We start from the raw sequence: 17,201 nt of genomic DNA, 5'->3' as shown, positions 1-17,201 counted from the left end.
CCCTCACCGTTGGTCGCCCGCGCGGCCTCAGCGGCACCGGCGAACGGTCTCCTGGCCGCCCGGGAGAAGGTCAGCGCGGTGATCGTGCCCGTGAGGCGACGCTGCTGTGGCTCCCGGCCTCCGGGGGGATCGGCCTGGCGGCCGGCGGCGCCGTCTGCGTCCTCTGCCGACGGCAGGAAAAGGCTCTCGACCGGGGCGCCGGGCGCCCCGGTCGAGGGTCGTGGTGGTCAGGGGGTCTCGTTCGGCCGGCCGTAGCCCTTCTCCGCCAGGAACTCGGCCTGGCCCATGGGAGTGGCGTTCTCGAAGAGACGGTTGAGGAGTTCTCCCTCCCATTCCACCGACTCCACTTCGCCGACCCCGTACTCCGTCAGGATCCTGCCTATGGCTTGCAGGGCGAGCAGCGAGTATCCGCCGAGTTCGAAGAAGTCACCGCGGTGTACGTCGATCGACTCGGCGTCCGCTTCCAGTACCTCCGCCCAGATCCCGCGCACCACCTCCGCCGCCGCTTCCGCGTCACCCGTCAGGTGCTCGGCCTCTCGGTCCGCCAGGGTGGCCCAGACGTGGGTCGTCGGGTTGTCCGCATGGTTCGTCACAGTTCCTCCAGGGTCGCCGTAAGGGGCCGGTCGTCGGGGCAGGGGCTCATCAGTTCCTCACAGCTCGGCCTCGGGGTGCTCGGCCAGCGCGGCGAGCAGCGGGGGAAACGCCGCGGTGAGGCGGCCGGCGGTCGCCTCGTCGTAGCGGGCCAGGTCGTACTCGAGGACACCCGAGAAGCCGCCGTCCGCGTCCTCCTCGAGCATCGCGGTGGCGTCGAACTTGGCCGAGCCGGTGTCGACCCGCACGGGCTCCGCGACCAGACCGGGGAGCTCGGGTGCGCGGACCGAGAGGCCGCCGTAGGAGAACATCAGCTGGAACAGCGGGTTGCGCTGCCGGTCGCGGGCGGGCCGGAGTTCCCGCACCACGCGGTCGAAGGGGACGTCCTGGTGCTCCAGCGCCCCGTACACCGCCTCCCTGGTCCGGCGCAGCAGCTGCCGAAAGGTGATGTGCGGCGTGAGGCGCACCCGCAACGCCACCGTGTTGGTGAACAGCCCGATCATCCCGGCGGACTCCGGCCGGCCACGGCCCGACACGAGGGAGCCCACGACCAGGTCACGGGCACCGCTCTCCCGGTGGACGAACGCCAGGAAGCCGGCGAGCAGCACCGCGTAGGTCGTGGCACGCTCACTCGCGGCCAGCTCCCGCAGGCGTGCCGCGACGCCGGAGCCGACGGAGAAGGGGCAGGCCAGTCCCGTCGAGGGCGGTCCTGCCGCGTCACGGGTGGGGGGCAGTGTCGTCTGGGCCGGAGCACCGTCCAACACGCTTTTCCAGTAGGCGAGTTGTGCGTCCGTCGCGGCCGGGTCCGGCGCGGCCTGCCGGGACGCGTACGCGGCGTAGGAGACCGGCAGGGGCGGCAGCCGCGCCGGCACTCCGGTCAGGGCCTGCCGATAGAGCTCCGGCAGTTCACGGAAGAGGACATCGATCGACCAGCCGTCGAAGACGATGTGGTGGAACACCAGCGCCAGTACGTGGTCGGTCGGGCCGGTGCGCAGCAGGTCCGCTCGCAGCAGGGGCCCACGGGCCAGGTCGAAGGGGGCGGTGGCCCGTTCGGTGAGGGTCCGGTCCACCTCCTGTCCCGGAGCGTCGGACAGGTCGGTGATCCGCAGCGGGAGGACGGCGGTGCCGGGCGGGGCCACGCGCTGCACGGGGTGTCCGTCCTCGGTGCCGAGGGTGACGCGCAGCGCCCCGTGCCGCCGGACGACCTGTTGGAGCGCGTGCTCCAGAGCGGACGGCACGAGGTCTCCCCTGAGGCGCAGGACCACCGGTTCGTTGTAGGCGGCGCTCGCCGGCACCATCCGGTACTGGAGCCACATCCGCAGTTGGGAGGGGGTGAGGGGCACGCGCTCAGGTTCCGTGTCCGCGCCGCCCTCCTCGCGCGTGCGGGGGCCCGCGCCCGGGTCCGCCGCGGCCTCGGCGTCGCCCGCGCGGCGCAGATCCGCGGCGATGCGCGCCAGCGCCCGCGCCGTCGGCGCGTCGAACACCGTGCGCTGGCGTATGTCCAGGGCGAGCGCCTCCCGCAGACCGGCCGCGATACGGGTGGCCGTGAGGGAGTCGCCGCCGAGGGCGAAGAAGTCGTCGTCGGGACCGACCAGGGGCAGGCCGAGGGCCCTCGCGCACACTCCGGCGACGGCCGCCTCCAGCGCGGTGTGGGTCACGGCGCCGTGCGGCGGGTCGGGTCGCTCGTCGAGGGGGAGGTGCGGCAGGGCGCGGCGGTCGACCTTGCCGTTGGGATTCAGCGGGAGGTCCGCGACCGGAAAGAGGCGCGCCGGCACCGACGCCCGGGGCAGGAGGGCCGCGAGGTGGGCGCGCAGGCCCGCCGGGTCCTCGCCGTCCTCCCAGACCACGCAGGCGCACAGCTGGTCCCCTCCGGCCGCCGTCGTGCGCGCGAACACGGCGCTCGCCAAGACGCCCGGGTACCGGCCGATCGCCGACTCCACCTCACCGGGTTCGATGCGCACGCCGTGGAGTTTGATCTGGTGGTCGGCACGTCCGAGGAACTCCAGCACACCGTCGTCCCGGCGGCGTACGAGGTCGCCGGTGCGGTACATCCGGGCGCCCGGCCGGTCGGCGTACGGGTCGGGCAGGAAGCGTTGCGCGGTCGCTTCCGGCCGTTTCAGGTATCCGCGCGCCAGGCAGTCACCGGCGAGGTACAGCTCGCCGGTCCGGCCGTCCGGGACCGGGCGCAGACGCTCGTCGAGCACCCGCACCCGCACGCCGGCCAGTGGGGTGCCGATGGGCAGCCGGGGCCAGGCCCTCACCTGCTCGGCGTCGCGGGGCCCCTCGTACAGCAGTTGGGAGACGGTGCCCTCCGTCGCGCCGTACTCCTGTACCAGGCGCACCCCGGTGGGCAGCCAGTCCGCGACGCGGTGGACGGAGACCTGCTCGCTGCCCACGACGAGCAGCCGCAGCGAGGCGGGTGGGCGTGGGGTGCCGTCGTCGTCGAGTTCCCGCAGCCACTCGTACCAGTACGCGGGAGTGAGCTGCAGGACGGTGACGCCGTAGCGCTCCACGGCGGCGGTCAGGCGGGCGCTGTCCGCGAGCGCCTCGTCCGGATCCATCACCAGACAGGCTCCGGCGGCCCAGGTGGCGAGCATCTCCTCGGCGGCCACCGAGAAGCCGATCGAGGCGAACTGCAGGACGCGGTCGCCCGGCCCCAGGTCCAGGCGCAGCGCGATCTGCCGGGCCAGGTCGGCGAGCGGCCCGTGCTCGAGCGCGACGCCCTTGGGCGTCCCGGTCGACCCGGAGGTGTAGGCGATCCACGCCAGGTTCCGCGGATGGGGCACGGCGGTGCCCTCCTGGTCGCTCCGGCCCCCCTCGTCCCCCTCCCCCGTGCCGTCCAGGCACAGGACGGTGCCCGGGTACGCCGTGGCGTCGAAGGCCGGCCGTCGCTGGGCCAGGACGACCGGGGCACCGCTGTCCTCCAGGGCGAGCCTCAGCCGCTCGCGCGGATGGGCGGGGTCCAGGGGCAGGCACGCCCCGCCTGCCTTGAGCACGGCGAGTACCGCCACGGCCAGTTCGACGGAACGGGTCAGGTGCAGGCCGACGGGCACGTCGGGGCCGACGCCGAGGCGGCGCAGGCGCGAGGCCAGCCGGGCGGCGCGGCGGTCGAGTTCCGCGTAGCTGAGCCGCCGGTCGCCGCAGAGCAGGGCGCAGGCGTCCGGTGTGTCGCGGGCGTGCCGTTCCACCTGCTCGTGCGCGCGGCGGTCCTGGGCGCGGGCCGTGCCCCCGGCCGCCGCGGGGGCGGTGGTGGAGATGCTCACGGGATCAGCACCACCTTGCCGGCCGCCCCGGAGTCGAACAACCGGAACGCCTCCGGGGCCTCGGCCAGCGGCATCCGGTGGGAGACGACGAAGGTGGGATCGATCCGGCCGCCCCGCACCAGGTTCATCAGCGGCTCACGGTCGCTGATCGGGTCGCCGACGGCGAAGCGCAGCGTGACCTCCTTGGCGAACGCGAGGCGTGTCGGCAGGGGCATGGCGTCGGAGGCGTGGGCACCCACGGCGCACACCACCCCGCGGGGCCGGACCGCGTCCAGCGCGGTCAGCAGCGCGTCATCCGTGCCGACGGCCTCCAGTACGGCGTCCGCGCCACGCCCGTCGGTCAGGTCGGCGATCTCCCAGGCGGCGTCGGGCCCGCCGGGCACCGGGTGGGCGCCGCGTTCGGCGGCCCGTCGGCGCCGGCTCTCCAGCGGGTCGACGGCGAGCACCCGGGCCGCGCCCAGCGTCCAGGCCGCCTCCAGGGCGAGCAGGCCCACGGGACCGCAGCCCACCACGGCGACCGTGTCCCCCGGCCGCACCTGCGCACCCATGGCGCACGCGTAGCCGGTGGCGAGAACGTCGCCGATGAACAGCGCGCGTTCGTCACCGACGTCGTCGGGGATCGGGAGCAGGACCACGTCGGCGAAGGGCACCCGCACGTACTCGGCGTGCCCTCCGGCGTACGCCCGGGCGCCCACCACGGTGTCGTAGCCGAACAGGCCGACCCGGTGGCACTGGTAGTGCCAGCCGGCGTGGCAGGGCCGGCACCGGCCGCACGCGATGATGTCCGACGCGACGACCCGGTCGCCGGTCCGCAGGCCGTGCACCTCGGGTCCGACAGCCTCGACCACGCCGGTGAACTCGTGGCCGGTGACCGTGCCCGGCGTGAAGCCGGCGATCTCGCCGCGGTACGGGTGGAGGTCGGTGCCGCAGATCGCGCTGCGCACGACACGGACGACGGCGTCCCTCGGGTCCTCGATCCGGGGCACGGGCAGGTCGTCGGCGACAGCCACCCGGCGGGTGCCGTGCCACTGCAGCGCTCTCATGTGTCCTCCGGTTCGCGGCAGGCGGCGTCGAGCACCTGGTGCAGGTCGTCGAGCAGACGTCCGGCGGCGGTGTCGTCGTACTGGTCGGGGTGATGGGTCAGCAGGGCGCGCAGTGTGCCTGCGTCCTCGTAGAAGCCCAGGTCCAGGGGGTAGGGCGAGAAGGGGTCGTGGTCGACCGGTGTCACGTCGAGCCCCTCCAGCGCGGGCGGTACCTCCGGTGTGGTCTGGAAGGACACGCACACGCTGATCACCGGCTGGAATCCGGGCCGCCACAGCCCCAGGTCGGCGGTGAGCCGCTCGAAGGGCACGTCGCGGTGGGCATACACGTCGAGCAGGGTGCGGCGGACCTGGTGCAGCAGGTCCCGGAACGCTCCGTCCTCGGTCACCCTGGTCCGGACGGGCAGCATGTTCACGAAGAAGCCGACGGCCTTCTCGAACTCGGCCCGGGTACGGAATCCGCCCCGGGTGGCGACGAGGATGTCGTCCGTGTCCACGTACCGGCGCAGCACCCGGGTGAACGCGGCGAGCAGCAGCATGAACACGGTGGCGCGCTCACGGCGGGCGGTGGCCCGCAGCCGGTCGTACAGGGGCCGCGGGAAGGTCAGCCACCTCGTCCGCGGAGGCCGTGCGTCCCTCGGCGGCGCGGGGCGGGCCAGGCTGAGCGGCGGCAGGGGCGTCACGTCCGCCAGCGCCTGTTTCCAGTAGGCGAGGTGTTCGGGGTAGGCCGGTCCCGTGACCCAGCCGTGCTGCCAGCGCGCGAAGTCCGCGTACTGGGTGGGCACGGGCGGCAGGGGGGAGGGCTGCCGGACCAGCCGTGCCGCGTAGAGCCGTTCCAGTTCCCTCAGGAGCACCGCCCACCAGGACCAGGCGTCGGAGACCAGATGGTGCAGGGTGATCCGCACGATGTGCTCGCGCGGTGCCAGCCTGAGCAGCGCCGCCCGCACCAGGGGCCCGCGGGCCAGGTCGAACGGGCGGCGCAGGTCCTCGGCCAGGAACCGGGCGGCGGCGTCCTCGCGTTCCGCCGCGGGGAGCGCGGTGAGGTCGGTCAGGGGCAGCGGCACGGCCAGGTCCGGGGCCACCGCTTGGACGGGCCTGCCGTCGACGACGGGAAAACGGGTGCGCAGCGCCTCGTGGCGGCGGACGAGTTCCTGGATGCTCTCCCGCAGCGCCCTCGCGTCCAGTGGGCCGGTGAGGCGGAAGGTCATGGGGTCGGCGTACCGGGTCGTGCCGGCGCGCCGCTCCAGGAACCACATGCCCTGCTGGGCGTACGACAGGGGGAGGCCGGCGCCGTCCCGTGACGCCGTGCGCTCGGGCGTCCCGGCTCTCTTCTCCATGCGCGCCTCCCCCTCGTCCCCGGTTACTTGACGCCCCATGCGAAGAGCCAGCGGCGGGGCACCTCGGTCAGCTCCAGCCGCTCGAAGGTGGTCCGCAGGCCCTGGGTCAGCGCCGCGCAGCCGAGGGCCGGATCGTCGATCCCGGTCGCGCCCTCGATGAACACCGAGTACCGGCACAGGGCCTCCCAGTCCCGGAGCGTCCAGGCGTACACGGCCTCCTCCGACTTGACGCGGGAGAATCCCGCGGCGGCGAACAGCTCTTCGTGCTGCTGCGGGGTGAGCGTCTGCATCGCCACCGGCTTGGTCCGGGCGACCACGAGGTCGCTGCCCGCCGTACGCAGGGCCTCCCGTGTGGCACGCAGCCAGTAGGCGTAGAAGGGCCGGGTCTCGGGCAGGACGGCCCCCTCGTAGAACAGGGTGTTCAGGGCGCATCGCCCGCCCGGTGCGAGCAGCCGGTGACAGCCCTCGACGACGGCGCCGCGCTCCGCCGCCGGTATCTGGTGCATGACGTTGCTGAGGACGGCGACGTCCACGGGTCCGGTCAGGGACTCGACGTCCTGAGCGCGTCCCCGTACGAAGCGCACCTTGGGGTCGCGCAGTCGTGTGCGGGCGATGGCGAGTTCGTGCTCCGAGGGATCGATGCCGATGACGGCGCCGACGTGCGCGGCGCGGGCGAGGAGCAGTTCGGTGGCGAGGCCCGAGCCGCAGCCGACGTCGGCGACGACGCCACCGGCGGGTGCCTCACAGATGTCGACGAGACGCTGGGTCACGTCGCCGTACAGGGGGCGACGCGACATGGCGTCGAACTCGTAGCCGTGGACGAAGGACATCGCACCTCAACTCATCGGTTCGGACGGGAAGCCGGAACGCCCCGGCAGGGCGGTGCGGGCGAGCAGCCGCTCGGCCGTGCCGCCCATGAGGGCGTGGTACTCCGGCGGTGAGAGCGGGGCGCTGCCCGGTGGCCACAAGCCCTGGTCGTGGGCCAACTGCGCCATCCTGGCCACGGATCCCGTCATGGAGGCGAAGGGGAAGTCGGTCCCCCACAGCAGGCGGTCCAGGACGCCGCTGTCACGGGCGTACGCCAGTGCCGAGGCCACGGTCGCGGGCGGCTGGTACGAGCCGAAGATGGACAGGTCCGCGTAGAGGCGGGGACGGCGGGCGAGCAGGTCGACGCACTGCCGGGTCCAGGGGGTGCCGAGGTGGGCGAGGATCACCGTCAGACCGGGGAAGTCCTTGGCCACCTGCTCGACGAGCAGCGGGGAGAAGTAGCGGGGGTCGGCGTTCCGGGAGGGTGTGTACCCGGTGTGCATCAGGACCGGGACGCCGAGGTCCTGGGCGGTCTCGTAGACGTCGTACCACCGGCGGTCCGCCGGGGACATGCGCAGGTAGCAGGGGGCGGTCTTCAGTCCGCTCAGTCCCAGGGCGGTCACGGCGTGGCGCAGGCGCGCGGCCGCGCCCGGGGTGCCCGCGTCCACGGAGGCGAAGCCGGTGAACCGGTCGGGGTGGCGGGCACACAGCTCGGCGACGAACTCGTTGGGTACGGAGAAGCCCTCGACACGCCGCACGTCGAAGGCGAGCAGCACGACCCGGTCGACGCCCGCCGCGTCCATCTCGGCGAGCAGCTTCGCCTCCGGCGCGGACAGCTCCCGCGGTGACATGCCGGTCGTGGCGGTCATCTGCGCGGCGAACCGGGCCGAGTAGTGGCGGTAGTACTCCCCCGCGTGCACATGCGCGTCGATGATCACGAGCGTCGCTCCTCGGACCGTTCCCGGTGGCTGGGGTGGCCCGGGTCCTGCTCGGGGGCACCGTCGCGCCAGAACAGCAGGCGCACGCCCTTGGGTTCCAGCCACAGCTGCTCCGTGGCCCGCGGGGTGCCGTCCGCGGACGGACGCCGCACGGTCGTCCGCACCGGCTCGGGCGAGTGGTTGATCACCACGCCGCAGCGCTCGGCGCCGCGGCCGAGCACGGTCGTCTCCACGACCGGGTCGTCGACGGTCAGCGGCGCGCGTACGCCCGCCGCCTCGGCGAGGGCCGCGTACAGCCGGTGCCAGGACGCCTCCTGAAGGCGGTAGGGGGCGTTGAGCTGGGCCTCCAGCGGGGCGTTGAGGTAGTGGGCGGTGCCCTCGCCCAGGCGGTGGCGGGTCAGCGCGGGCGAGCCGTCGGCGAACGCGGCCAGCACCTCGGCCCCCACCGCGTCGATCACCGGAACGGGCCCCGGCTCCCAGTGCAGCGGGTAGTGGTCGCCCGCCCAGGTGAAGCCGGCGTGGGTGCCGGCGGCCAGGGTGAAGTCGCGGATCCGGATGCCGAACAGCTCCTCGTCGCCGGCGGCGTCCAGCAGGCTGCCGGTGGAGTAGAGCAGTACGCCGCCGGAGGTGACGTACCGCTCCAGCCGGCGACGGTCGGGCAGTGAGAGCTGCCGAACCGAAGGGCAGATCAGCAGGGCGTGGCGCTCCAGCTCCGCGTCGCGGTGGGTGAACTCGTACGGCAGGTGTGCCTGCTGGAGGAGCAGATGGGCGTAGAAGGGGGCGGGGGCGTCGCTGCCCGACGGGGTCAGATAGCCGGCGCCGTCCTCGGGGTCGTGCTCGGGAACGAAGACGCCCACCGGGGCGGGCAGGGGCCGGAATCCGGCCAGCTCGCCGGTGACGCGCCGGGCGAACGCCCGGTACTCGGCCAGGGCGGGCTTCTCGCGGCCGTCCGCGGCCAGCAGGCCGACGCGCCGCTCGTTGGGCCGCAGGGCGTACGGCCTGCGGTCGGTGGTGAAGTCCTGCCAGCACCAGACGGCCGTGCCGACGGCTCCGGCCGCGAAGGCGGAGTGGGCCGCGGCCCGCAGATAGCCCGCGGCCGTCGCCTCGTCGCAGCCGTAGCTGCCCAGCTCGTCGACGTACACGGGCCGGTGGGCGCTGCCGCGCCGGACGAGGTAGGGCACGAACGCGGTGGCCTTGCGGGCGGCGACGGACTCGATGTGGAACGGCGTCCACACCGGGAAGCCGTGCAGTCCCAGCATGTCCAGCGGCCGGGCGTGCTCCGGGCGGAAGGCGTGGCCGCCGAGGACCGCGGACGCCTCGTTGGCCTGGAGGACCAGGGCGGCGGGGTCGGCGGCACGGATCGCGGACGCGAGTTTCCCCCACCACGCACGGACCTCGTCCGCGTCCAGCGCCGCCGACGACGCGGAGTCCGCGTGGATGATCTCGTCTCCGAGGTCGTACGCCAGAACGTTGGGCGCGTCCCGCAGCGCGGTGGCGATGTGGTGGGCGAAGGCCCGCTGACGCTCGACCAGGCCGTCGTCGCGCCACAGGTCCCGGCCGTCCCGCCACGGCGGGTCGAAGCGCTGGCCGTTCATCCAGATGGTGAGCAGGGAGGGAAGGCAGGACAGGCCGTGCCGGTCGGCGGTCCCGGCCAGTTCCCGCACCCGGTCCGTCATGACCGGGTCGTAGACGCCCTCCTCGGGCTCAAAGTCGGCCCAGAAGACGAAGAACCGCACGGTGTCGACGCCCACCGCGGCCATGCGGCGGAAGTCGTCGTCGATGCGGGCGCCGTCCCACTCCCGCCAGTAGTCACACCCGGTGGCGGAGGGGTGGTAGTTGACGCCGACGCTGACGAAGGGCCGTCCGTCGCGGTGCGGGACACCGTCGACGAGCGCGACGCGGCCGCCGCTCACGGGCGCCATGCGGAGCTCACCGCCTCCGCGACCCGTCCGACCCCGGCCTCGCCCAGGTCCGGGTACAGCGGCAGGGAGAGCTGGCGGGCCATCACGTCCTCCGTCACGGGCAGCAGACCCGGTCCGAGGCCGTACCGTTCCCGGTAGGCGGTGAACAGGTGGGTGGGCGGGTAGTGCACTCCGCTCTGCACCCGTGCCGCGCGCAGCCGGTCCTGAAGCGCCTCACGGTCGGTGCCGGGGGGCAGCAGCACCGCGAAGAGGTGGTGGGCGCCCTCCTCGGCCGGCCGGGTGGCGAACGGCACGGTGAGTCCGGGCAGCCCGGCCAGCTGCTCGCGGTATCCGAGGACCGCTGCCCGGCGGCGGGCCTGCGCGGCGGGCAGGGCGTCGAGCTGGACACGTCCGATGGCGCAGGCGATCTCCGTGGACCGGTAGTTGAGGCCGAGGGCGTCGACGTCGTAGCCGGAGGGTCCACCGCGGTGGCGCTGCTTGGCGCTGACGGTGAGGGCGTGCGAGCGCAGCCGCCTGATCCGCTCGCGCAGGGCGGGGTCGCGGGCGACCACCATGCCGCCCTCGCCCATGGCCAGGTTCTTGGTGGCGAAGAAGCTGTAGCAGCCGATGTCGCCGACCGTGCCGAGCATCCCGTGGACCGAGTCGGTGACGGGGGCGTGGGCGCAGTCCTCGATCAGGGCCAGCCCGTGGGCGCGGGCCAGCCGGGAGAGAGCCGTGAGGTCGGCGGCGTGTCCGCCGTAGTGCATGGCGACGATCGCCCGGGTGCGCGGGGTGATGCGGGCGGCGGCGTCCTCGGGGGCGAGGCACAGGTCGTGCGGGCCCGCGATGTCGGCGAACACGGGGGTCGCGCCGGACAGGGCGACGGTCGCGGCGGCCGACACGAAGTTCAGCGAGGGCAGCACCACCTCGTCGCCCGGGCCGATGTCCAGGGCCAGCATCGCCAGGTGCAGGGCGGCGGTGCCACTGCTGACGGCGATCGCGGACTCCACGCCGAGGGCGGCGGCGTACTTGCCCTCGAAGTCCTCCGTGACGGGCCCGGCCGACAGCCATCCGGAGCGCAGGACCTCCGTGACCGCCTCGATCTCGGCGGGACCGAACCCCGGGCGGTACAGCGGGACGTCGAAGGCCGTCATCCGGTCACCGCCCTCGAGAACGCGCCGGTACCCGCGCACAGCTCGGCCACACCCCGCCGGCCCAGGTAGCGGGCCCGGTCGGTGCGGAACGCCGTGGTGGCGAGGTCGAGTTGCTCAGGTGTGCCGATGTCACGCCAGTCGCCCTCGATGACGTAGCCCTCGACGCGCTCGCCGTGCGCGCGGGCGTGGTCGAGCAGGGTGGGCATGTCGTGCCGTCCCCGGGGCGGCAGGAAGCGCAGCAGGGAGGGTTCGAGGACGTAGATGCCGCCACTGACCAGGAAGCTGAGCCGCGGCTTCTCGCGGAAGTCGGTCACGCGCCGTTCTTCGTCGAGTTCCACCACTCCGTGCGCGACGTCGATGTCCTGGGGGCTGAGCGCGATCGTGGCGGCGGCACGCGACTTCTTGTGGTGGGACCACAGGTCGGCGAAGTCGACGTCGGTGAGCAGGTCCGCGTTCATCACGAGGACGGACTCCTCGAAGGGCGGCAGCAGGGCGAGCGGACCGGCGGTGCCCAGCGGCTCCTCCTCCAGCGAGAAGTCCAGTTCCAGTCCGGACCAGCGGTTCCCGCCGAAACTGGCCCGGATCATGTGGGCCCGGTAGCCGAGTGAGAGCGTCACACGGGTGAAGCCCGCGTTCTTCAGCTGCGTGAGGATGATGTGCAGGATCGGGATGCCGTCGATCGGCATGAGGGGCTTGGGGACGGTCAGGGTGGCGGGCCGCAGTCGGCGTCCCTCGCCTCCGGCCAGTACCACTGCTCTCATCGGGCCTTCTCCGTTTGCTTCCGGGCGGCGATCAGCGTGCGGTAGACGGTGTGGACCCGGTCGGCGACCGCGTCCCAGCCGAGTTCTCGGCGCACCCTGTCGTGGCCGTGCCGCCCCATGGCGCGGCGTTCCGAGGGCCGCGCGAGGAGCCGGCCGACCGCCTCGGCGACGGGCCCGGCGGCGGGCCGGGCGAGCAGGCCGTCCCGTCCGTGGGTGACGACCTCCCCGCTGCCGAGGAAGGTGGAGGCGACGACGGGCTTCCGGCAGGCCCACGCCTCCACGTAGACGAGGGGGAAGAGGTCGACGGTGGAGGGCACGCACACCAGCTCGCAGGCGGCGAGCGCGCTGTGCTTGGCGTCCTCGTCGGCCATGTCGAGTTCGATGATGCGGGGGTCGGCGTACTCCGCGAACCGCTGTGCGCAGTCGTCGTCCCAGCGGGGTCCCATGAACACGAAGGAGGTGTCCGGGTGGTCCTCCCAGATGAGCCGGGTCGCCTCCAGGAGCGTGACGTAGCCCTTCGAGCGCATCTTGCGGCCGAGGAAGAGCACCATGGGCCCGTCGATGCCGTGTTCGCGGCGGAACCGGGCGGGGTCGGGGGTGCCGGGCAGGTGCGGTCCCTGGCCGATGATGTGCAGGGCCGCATCGCGGACACCGGCGTCGCGCAGCGTGTCCCGCTCCGCCGTGGAGAGCGCGAAGACGGCGTCGGCGCGCCGGCACGCGTCGAGTACGGCCGCCCGGTCCGGCCAGACCTCGGGCGCGGACGCGGGGGTCACGGCGAACGGCACGTCCCAGGCCCGTGCCAGGCGCAGGCCGACCGCGATGTCCTGCGGGTGGTAGGCGTCGAAGGCGTGGACCAGGTCCGCGGGGTCGGCGTCGTCGGGGGTGGCCGGGAACGGCTGGACCTTCACGCCGGTCTCCTGCATGAACCGCGCGGTGTCCTGGTCGACGTGGCCCGAGTACACGCCGGCGTCCCACCCGCGCCGGCTCATCGTCGCGGCGAGGTACTGCGTCATCAGCTCGGCGCCGGCTCGCGCCGGGAAGTAGCCTCGGTGGACGTATCGTACGCGCAAGCCGCTCACGCCCCGGTTCCGCGGGCCGCGATGTCCTGCGCGTACCAGGCGCAGGTGCGGCGCAGTCCTTCGTCCAGACCGACCTTGGAGCGGTGGCCGGTCAGTTCCCGCAACCGGGCGAGGTCGGGCAGGCGCCGGGCCGGGGACAGCGGGGGCGCGGGGTGGACGTCGACGGCCGGGTGCCGGTCGAGGGTGTCGAAGACCTTCCGGGCCAGGTCCCTGATGCGGATCTCCTCCTCGTCGTTGCCGACGTTGACGAGCAGCGGTTCCTTGGTCGGCAGGGCGGTCAGCGCGATGATCGCGTCGACGGCGTCGTCGACGTGGCAGAAGGCGCGGGTCTGGTCGGCGCCGTGGATCTCGAAGGGGTCGGCACCACTGAGCAGCCGCTCGACGAACTGCGGGATCACATGGTCGTAGCCCATGCGCGGGCCGTACACGTTGTGGAAACGCACCATGCGCAGGGGGAAGCCGTGGGCGTGTGCGTAGGTGCGGCACAGCACCTCCCCCGCGATCTTGCTGAAGCCGTAGGAGGAGCGGGCCACGGAGGGGTCGGGCAGCGCCAGCGGCACGTCCTCGGCGGTGGGTACGGCGGCGAGGCCTGCCTCCACGCTGCCCGCGTACGCCTCGCTGGACGAGGCGAAGCACAGGGTCGCGCCGGTCAGCCCCGAGAGCCAGTCGAGGAGGTGGACGGTGGTGAGCAGGTTGGTGCGCAGCACCCGTCGGGGGTTGTCGTTGGACTCGGCGACCCCCACCACGGCGGCCAGGTGGTAGACCTCGGTGAAGTCGTCGGCGAGCAGCCCGTCGGGCACGGGGGTGGTCAGATCGTGTTCGACCAGCTCGACATGGCCGAGCAGATCGGACAGCGCGGTGTCGGACCGGCCCCTGCTGAAGTCGTCGAGCAAGGTGACGTCGCGGGTGGCGGACAGCCGGCGGGCCAGGTGCAGGCCGATGAAGCCGGCCCCTCCGGTGATCAGGGTCTTCTTACGCACGGCCGAGCCTCATCGCCTTCGTCGAGGGCGGGAGGACCCGCCAGGTGTCGTAGACCACGGCCGGCTCCGCCATCCGCGCCACCAGGTCCGCGGCGTCGATGTCGCCGTAGCGGGGGTGGTCGTTGAGGAGGATGGCCGCGTGGGCACCGGTGAAGCCCTCGGTCAGGTCGACCGCGCGGACGCCGAGCGCCTCGATGCGGGCCGACGGCACCACGAAGTCGTGGCCGACGATCTCCTTGACGCGCTCCCTGAGGAACGGCAGCAGGCGCTCGTAGGGGGCGCCGCGCAGGTCGTCGGTCTCGGGGCGACCCTTGTAGGCGAGACCCGAGAGCAGGATCCGGGCGTCGGCCGGGTCCTGGCCCCGCTCCCGAAGCGCGGCCAGGACGCGTTCGCCGACCTTGCGGGGCATGGACTCGTTGAGGCTGCGCGCGGCGGTGATCATCTGCGGGGTGTGGCCGTACGCGGCGACCGAGTGGGCGAGGAGGTAGGGGTCCTTGGTCAAGCAGCTGCCGCCGACGAAGCCCGGCTTGTGGAGGGTGGGCCTCGGGTAGCCGAGGTTGGCGGAGTCGATGACCTCCCGCGCGTCCAGACCGAGTTTCTCGGTCAGCAGAGCGACCTCGTTGCCGAAGCCGTAGATCAGGTCGGTGTGGCAGTTGCAGACCAGCTTGACCAGTTCGGCGGCCTCCAGGGAGGAGACGGGCACCACCTGGTCGGTGAGGGTGGCGAAGAACTCCGCGGCCCGCTTGCCGGCCTCGTCGGTCAGGCCGCCGACGATCTGCGGCAGCGACAGCACTTCCGCGAGCGCCTGCCCCTGGATGGTGCGCTCCGGGCAGTAGGCGAGCAGCGGTTCGGCGGTCCTGCGGCGCAGGACGGGCAGCACCAGGTCGCGCGAGGTGCGCACCGGGACGGTGCTGCGCACGATGACCAGGGTGTTGTCGTCGGTGCCCGCCGCGATCGCCTCGGTGGCGGCCCGCAGATGGCTCAGGTCGGGCGTGGCGCCACCGGCCTGGATGGGTGTGCCGACGCAGATGATCACGACAGGCGGCAGTCTCCGCTCACCGAGGTCGCCGGTGACGGCGAAGGCGCCGGACGCGACGCCGTCCCGGACGGCTTCCCCGACGCCCGGCTCGGCCACCTGGAGCCGGCCCTGGGCGAGTTCCTCCGCCACCGCCGGATCGTTCTCGTAGCCGAGGACGCTTCTGCCGGTGCTGAGCAGCGCGGCGGCGAGTGTGACGCCGACGTAGCCCAGCCCGACGACGCACACGTCGAATTCCTCGTACGGCCTGTTCGCTGGCATTGACATGACTCCCTGGATGTGGCGCGTGGGAAGGTGGAGCGGCGGCAGGTCAGCCGACGACCCAGTGGGTCTTCTCGGCTCGGCCGCCGAGCTGCCGTTTCTGGTCGTCGAGGCCCTTCACCTCGGAACCGCCCGCGTCGACCTCGCGGATGCCGTGCCGCCACATCTTCTGGAACACGGTCAGCCAGACGTACTGGGGAATGGCGGTGAAGCCGGTGGGATCCTTCAGGACGCCGGTCAGCCGCTCGGGAAAGCGCATGGTCATCGTGCAGTAGAGCGAGGCCCGGACCGGGCCGGTGCGCTCGCCCGCGAAGAACAGCACGGGGATCTCCTCGCCGTCCGGCAGCAAGAGGCCGCCGAGGTAGGCGAAGTAGTCCCGCTCGTTCTGCCCGCCAGGGCGCTGGGTGATCAGCGCGCGGTAGTCCTCGGGGGTGGATCCGACCAGGGTGCCCTGCTCCCGGCGTGCCTCGAAGTAGCCCTCGACGATGGCGCGGGCCTTGCGCGTCTCCGGCTCGGTGTAGCCGTACGGGCGGATACGGAACTGCAGGTGGTCGTTGCGCCGAAGGAAGTTCTCGAACCGGCGGAAGGCGAGGCGGCTCTTGCTCTTGTACCGGCGGTGCTCCTCGCTCGGCAGGTTGCGTACGCGCAGGCTGCCGTCCGGCTGTTCGTCGAAGAGCGTGTCGAGGTAGTAGACGCGATTGGGGTGGGTCTCGTCCTCCTCGGGCGCCACCGGGTGCCACGGATCCTTGGTCACCGGGGCGAAACCGGCGTCCAGGAAGGCGGCGTGGTCCTCCGGCGGCAGGTGGCGGACGTAGACCGAGGTCGGGGCGAGCCCGGCCTCGCGGACAGCGGCGATGAAGGACGTGACGGCCGCCACCTTCTCCGGGCCCTTCGGCGCGACGAGGTGCAGGTGCTTGGCCGGGCCGTCCTCCTTGCTGAAGTAGCCGACGCCGAAGAGGTTCTCGCCATCGTGGTAGACCAGGCCGTTGGGATGGCGGGTGCTGGTGCCGCGCAGGTTGTAGCCGTTGGTGTACAGCATCAGCCCCAGGTGCCCCATCGCGAACGACCCGTCCTTGAATCGCTGGATGGCGTCGAAGGACTCCTCCACGGGGCGCAGCTTGTCCCCGAAGAGGCTCTCCAGGCGGGCTTCGAACTCATCGCGTTCATGGGGAGGCAGGCGCATGGGTTCTCCTCTGGTCGAAGGCGCGCGGTGCACGAGTACGGTCCTGCTCACGGGGACGCGGCGACCTGCCCGGGGCCGGCGGAGACCGCGGGCTGTCCGGCGGCGTCCCGGGCGGGTTTGCCCAGCAGTTCGACGATGCCGTCGACCAGGTGCCAGAACAGGCGCTCCCCCAGCTCGACCGAGGCGCCGGTGGCGGAGGACAGCACGCCCTGGTTGGAGATCTTCCCGACGTCGACGGGATGCCGGTAGACACCCGCGGGCGGCGGCGAGGCGTGGCTGGGCCGCTCCGCGCGCACGACCTCGGGGCGCAGGTACATCATCAGGCTCGTCTCGGTCAGCCCCGCGTGCTCCGCGTGCCAGCCGGGGAAGCGCGGGATGTGCTCGCCGAGCCAGTCCTCGGTGACCAGGCTCCACCAGCTGAAGGCGACCACCTCGGTGTCGGGGAACACGGTGCCCGGCGCACACCCGTCGATCGCCTCGAAGAGCAGGCCCTCGTTCTCGTAGTGCCCGTTGATCACGACGAGCCGGCCGAGGCCGAGGCGGGACAGGGCCGTCAGGCAGTCGGTGAGGTACGCGAGGAAGGTGGCGCCGCCGAGATGCACGGTGCCGGGGAAGTGGAGCCCGCCACCACTCTGCGGCAGCGACCTCGCCGAGACCGGCTGGCCCGGCAGCAGGAGCCCGCCGACCTCCGCGGCCACCTGCCGGGCCAGCGCCTCGGGGATGTCCATGTCGACGGAGAGCGGAAGGTGGGGGCCGTGCTGCTCCAGTCCTCCCACCGGCCACACCAGGGTGGCGCCGCGCAGGGCCCTCGGCACCTCCGGACTGGTCAGGTCTCCGTAACGGGGTACGTTCGTGTCGCGTTGCCGCATC

14 protein-coding genes are annotated in these 17,201 nt (G+C 73.0%); all 14 read right to left on the bottom strand.

The window, feature by feature from the left end; all coding sequences use genetic code 11:
• Positions 1-227: 227 nt before the first annotated feature.
• The 14 genes from SAM23877_RS31680 to SAM23877_RS31615 are packed head-to-tail and all read right to left on the bottom strand — an operon-like array spanning position 228 to position 17,200.
• On the bottom strand, positions 228-593 hold the full coding sequence (locus SAM23877_RS31680) for an acyl carrier protein (RefSeq protein WP_053140600.1): 366 nt from the start codon (positions 591-593) through the stop codon (positions 228-230).
• 57 nt (positions 594-650) lie between these two features.
• The gene (locus SAM23877_RS31675) at positions 651-3,854 is read right to left on the bottom strand and encodes a non-ribosomal peptide synthetase (protein ID WP_053140597.1); all 3,204 of its coding nucleotides are present in this window, start codon (positions 3,852-3,854) and stop codon (positions 651-653) included.
• Positions 3,851-4,897 carry an alcohol dehydrogenase family protein gene (locus SAM23877_RS31670; RefSeq protein ID WP_053140594.1) on the bottom strand — a complete coding sequence of 349 codons (1,047 nt, stop codon included), beginning with the start codon at positions 4,895-4,897 and terminating at the stop codon, positions 3,851-3,853. Before SAM23877_RS31670 ends, SAM23877_RS31675 begins: the two co-directional genes overlap by 4 nt.
• Positions 4,894-6,231, bottom strand: coding sequence for a condensation domain-containing protein (locus SAM23877_RS31665; protein ID WP_053140591.1), 1,338 nt, complete (start codon positions 6,229-6,231; stop codon positions 4,894-4,896). Before SAM23877_RS31665 ends, SAM23877_RS31670 begins: the two co-directional genes overlap by 4 nt.
• Before the next feature lie 23 nt (positions 6,232-6,254).
• Positions 6,255-7,061 (bottom strand): class I SAM-dependent methyltransferase, encoded by an 807-nt coding sequence (locus tag SAM23877_RS31660; protein WP_053140588.1) that lies wholly within the window; start codon positions 7,059-7,061, stop codon positions 6,255-6,257.
• Positions 7,062-7,067: 6 nt separating this feature from the next.
• Positions 7,068-7,976, bottom strand: a complete 909-nt coding sequence (locus tag SAM23877_RS31655) for an amidohydrolase family protein (RefSeq protein WP_053140585.1) — start codon at positions 7,974-7,976, stop codon at positions 7,068-7,070.
• Complete coding sequence (locus SAM23877_RS31650; protein WP_053140582.1) at positions 7,973-9,898, bottom strand: beta-galactosidase trimerization domain-containing protein; 1,926 nt, start codon at positions 9,896-9,898, stop codon at positions 7,973-7,975. Before SAM23877_RS31650 ends, SAM23877_RS31655 begins: the two co-directional genes overlap by 4 nt.
• Positions 9,886-11,031 (bottom strand): DegT/DnrJ/EryC1/StrS family aminotransferase, encoded by a 1,146-nt coding sequence (locus SAM23877_RS31645; RefSeq protein ID WP_053140579.1) that lies wholly within the window; start codon positions 11,029-11,031, stop codon positions 9,886-9,888. The genes SAM23877_RS31650 and SAM23877_RS31645 overlap by 13 nt, the downstream gene beginning before the upstream one ends.
• Positions 11,028-11,792, bottom strand: coding sequence for a nucleotidyltransferase family protein (locus SAM23877_RS31640; RefSeq protein ID WP_063796801.1), 765 nt, complete (start codon positions 11,790-11,792; stop codon positions 11,028-11,030). Before SAM23877_RS31640 ends, SAM23877_RS31645 begins: the two co-directional genes overlap by 4 nt.
• Positions 11,789-12,862 carry a glycosyltransferase family 4 protein gene (locus SAM23877_RS31635; protein ID WP_148663850.1) on the bottom strand — a complete coding sequence of 358 codons (1,074 nt, stop codon included), beginning with the start codon at positions 12,860-12,862 and terminating at the stop codon, positions 11,789-11,791. Before SAM23877_RS31635 ends, SAM23877_RS31640 begins: the two co-directional genes overlap by 4 nt.
• A 5-nt stretch (positions 12,863-12,867) precedes the next feature.
• Positions 12,868-13,851, bottom strand: a complete 984-nt coding sequence (locus SAM23877_RS31630) for an NAD-dependent epimerase/dehydratase family protein (RefSeq protein WP_053140570.1) — start codon at positions 13,849-13,851, stop codon at positions 12,868-12,870.
• Complete coding sequence (locus SAM23877_RS31625; protein ID WP_053140568.1) at positions 13,844-15,148, bottom strand: nucleotide sugar dehydrogenase; 1,305 nt, start codon at positions 15,146-15,148, stop codon at positions 13,844-13,846. The genes SAM23877_RS31630 and SAM23877_RS31625 overlap by 8 nt, the downstream gene beginning before the upstream one ends.
• A 49-nt stretch (positions 15,149-15,197) precedes the next feature.
• Entirely contained in the window at positions 15,198-16,331 is a 1,134-nt protein-coding gene (locus SAM23877_RS31620) for a hypothetical protein (RefSeq protein ID WP_053140565.1), read from the bottom strand.
• A 47-nt stretch (positions 16,332-16,378) separates the two neighbouring features.
• Positions 16,379-17,200 (bottom strand): creatininase family protein, encoded by an 822-nt coding sequence (locus SAM23877_RS31615; RefSeq protein WP_063796800.1) that lies wholly within the window; start codon positions 17,198-17,200, stop codon positions 16,379-16,381.
• Position 17,201 lies beyond the last annotated feature (1 nt).

The organism is Streptomyces ambofaciens ATCC 23877, assembly GCF_001267885.1.
In the GTDB taxonomy this organism is placed as follows: domain Bacteria; phylum Actinomycetota; class Actinomycetes; order Streptomycetales; family Streptomycetaceae; genus Streptomyces; species Streptomyces ambofaciens.
This window is presented reverse-complemented; position numbering and strand designations above follow the sequence as displayed.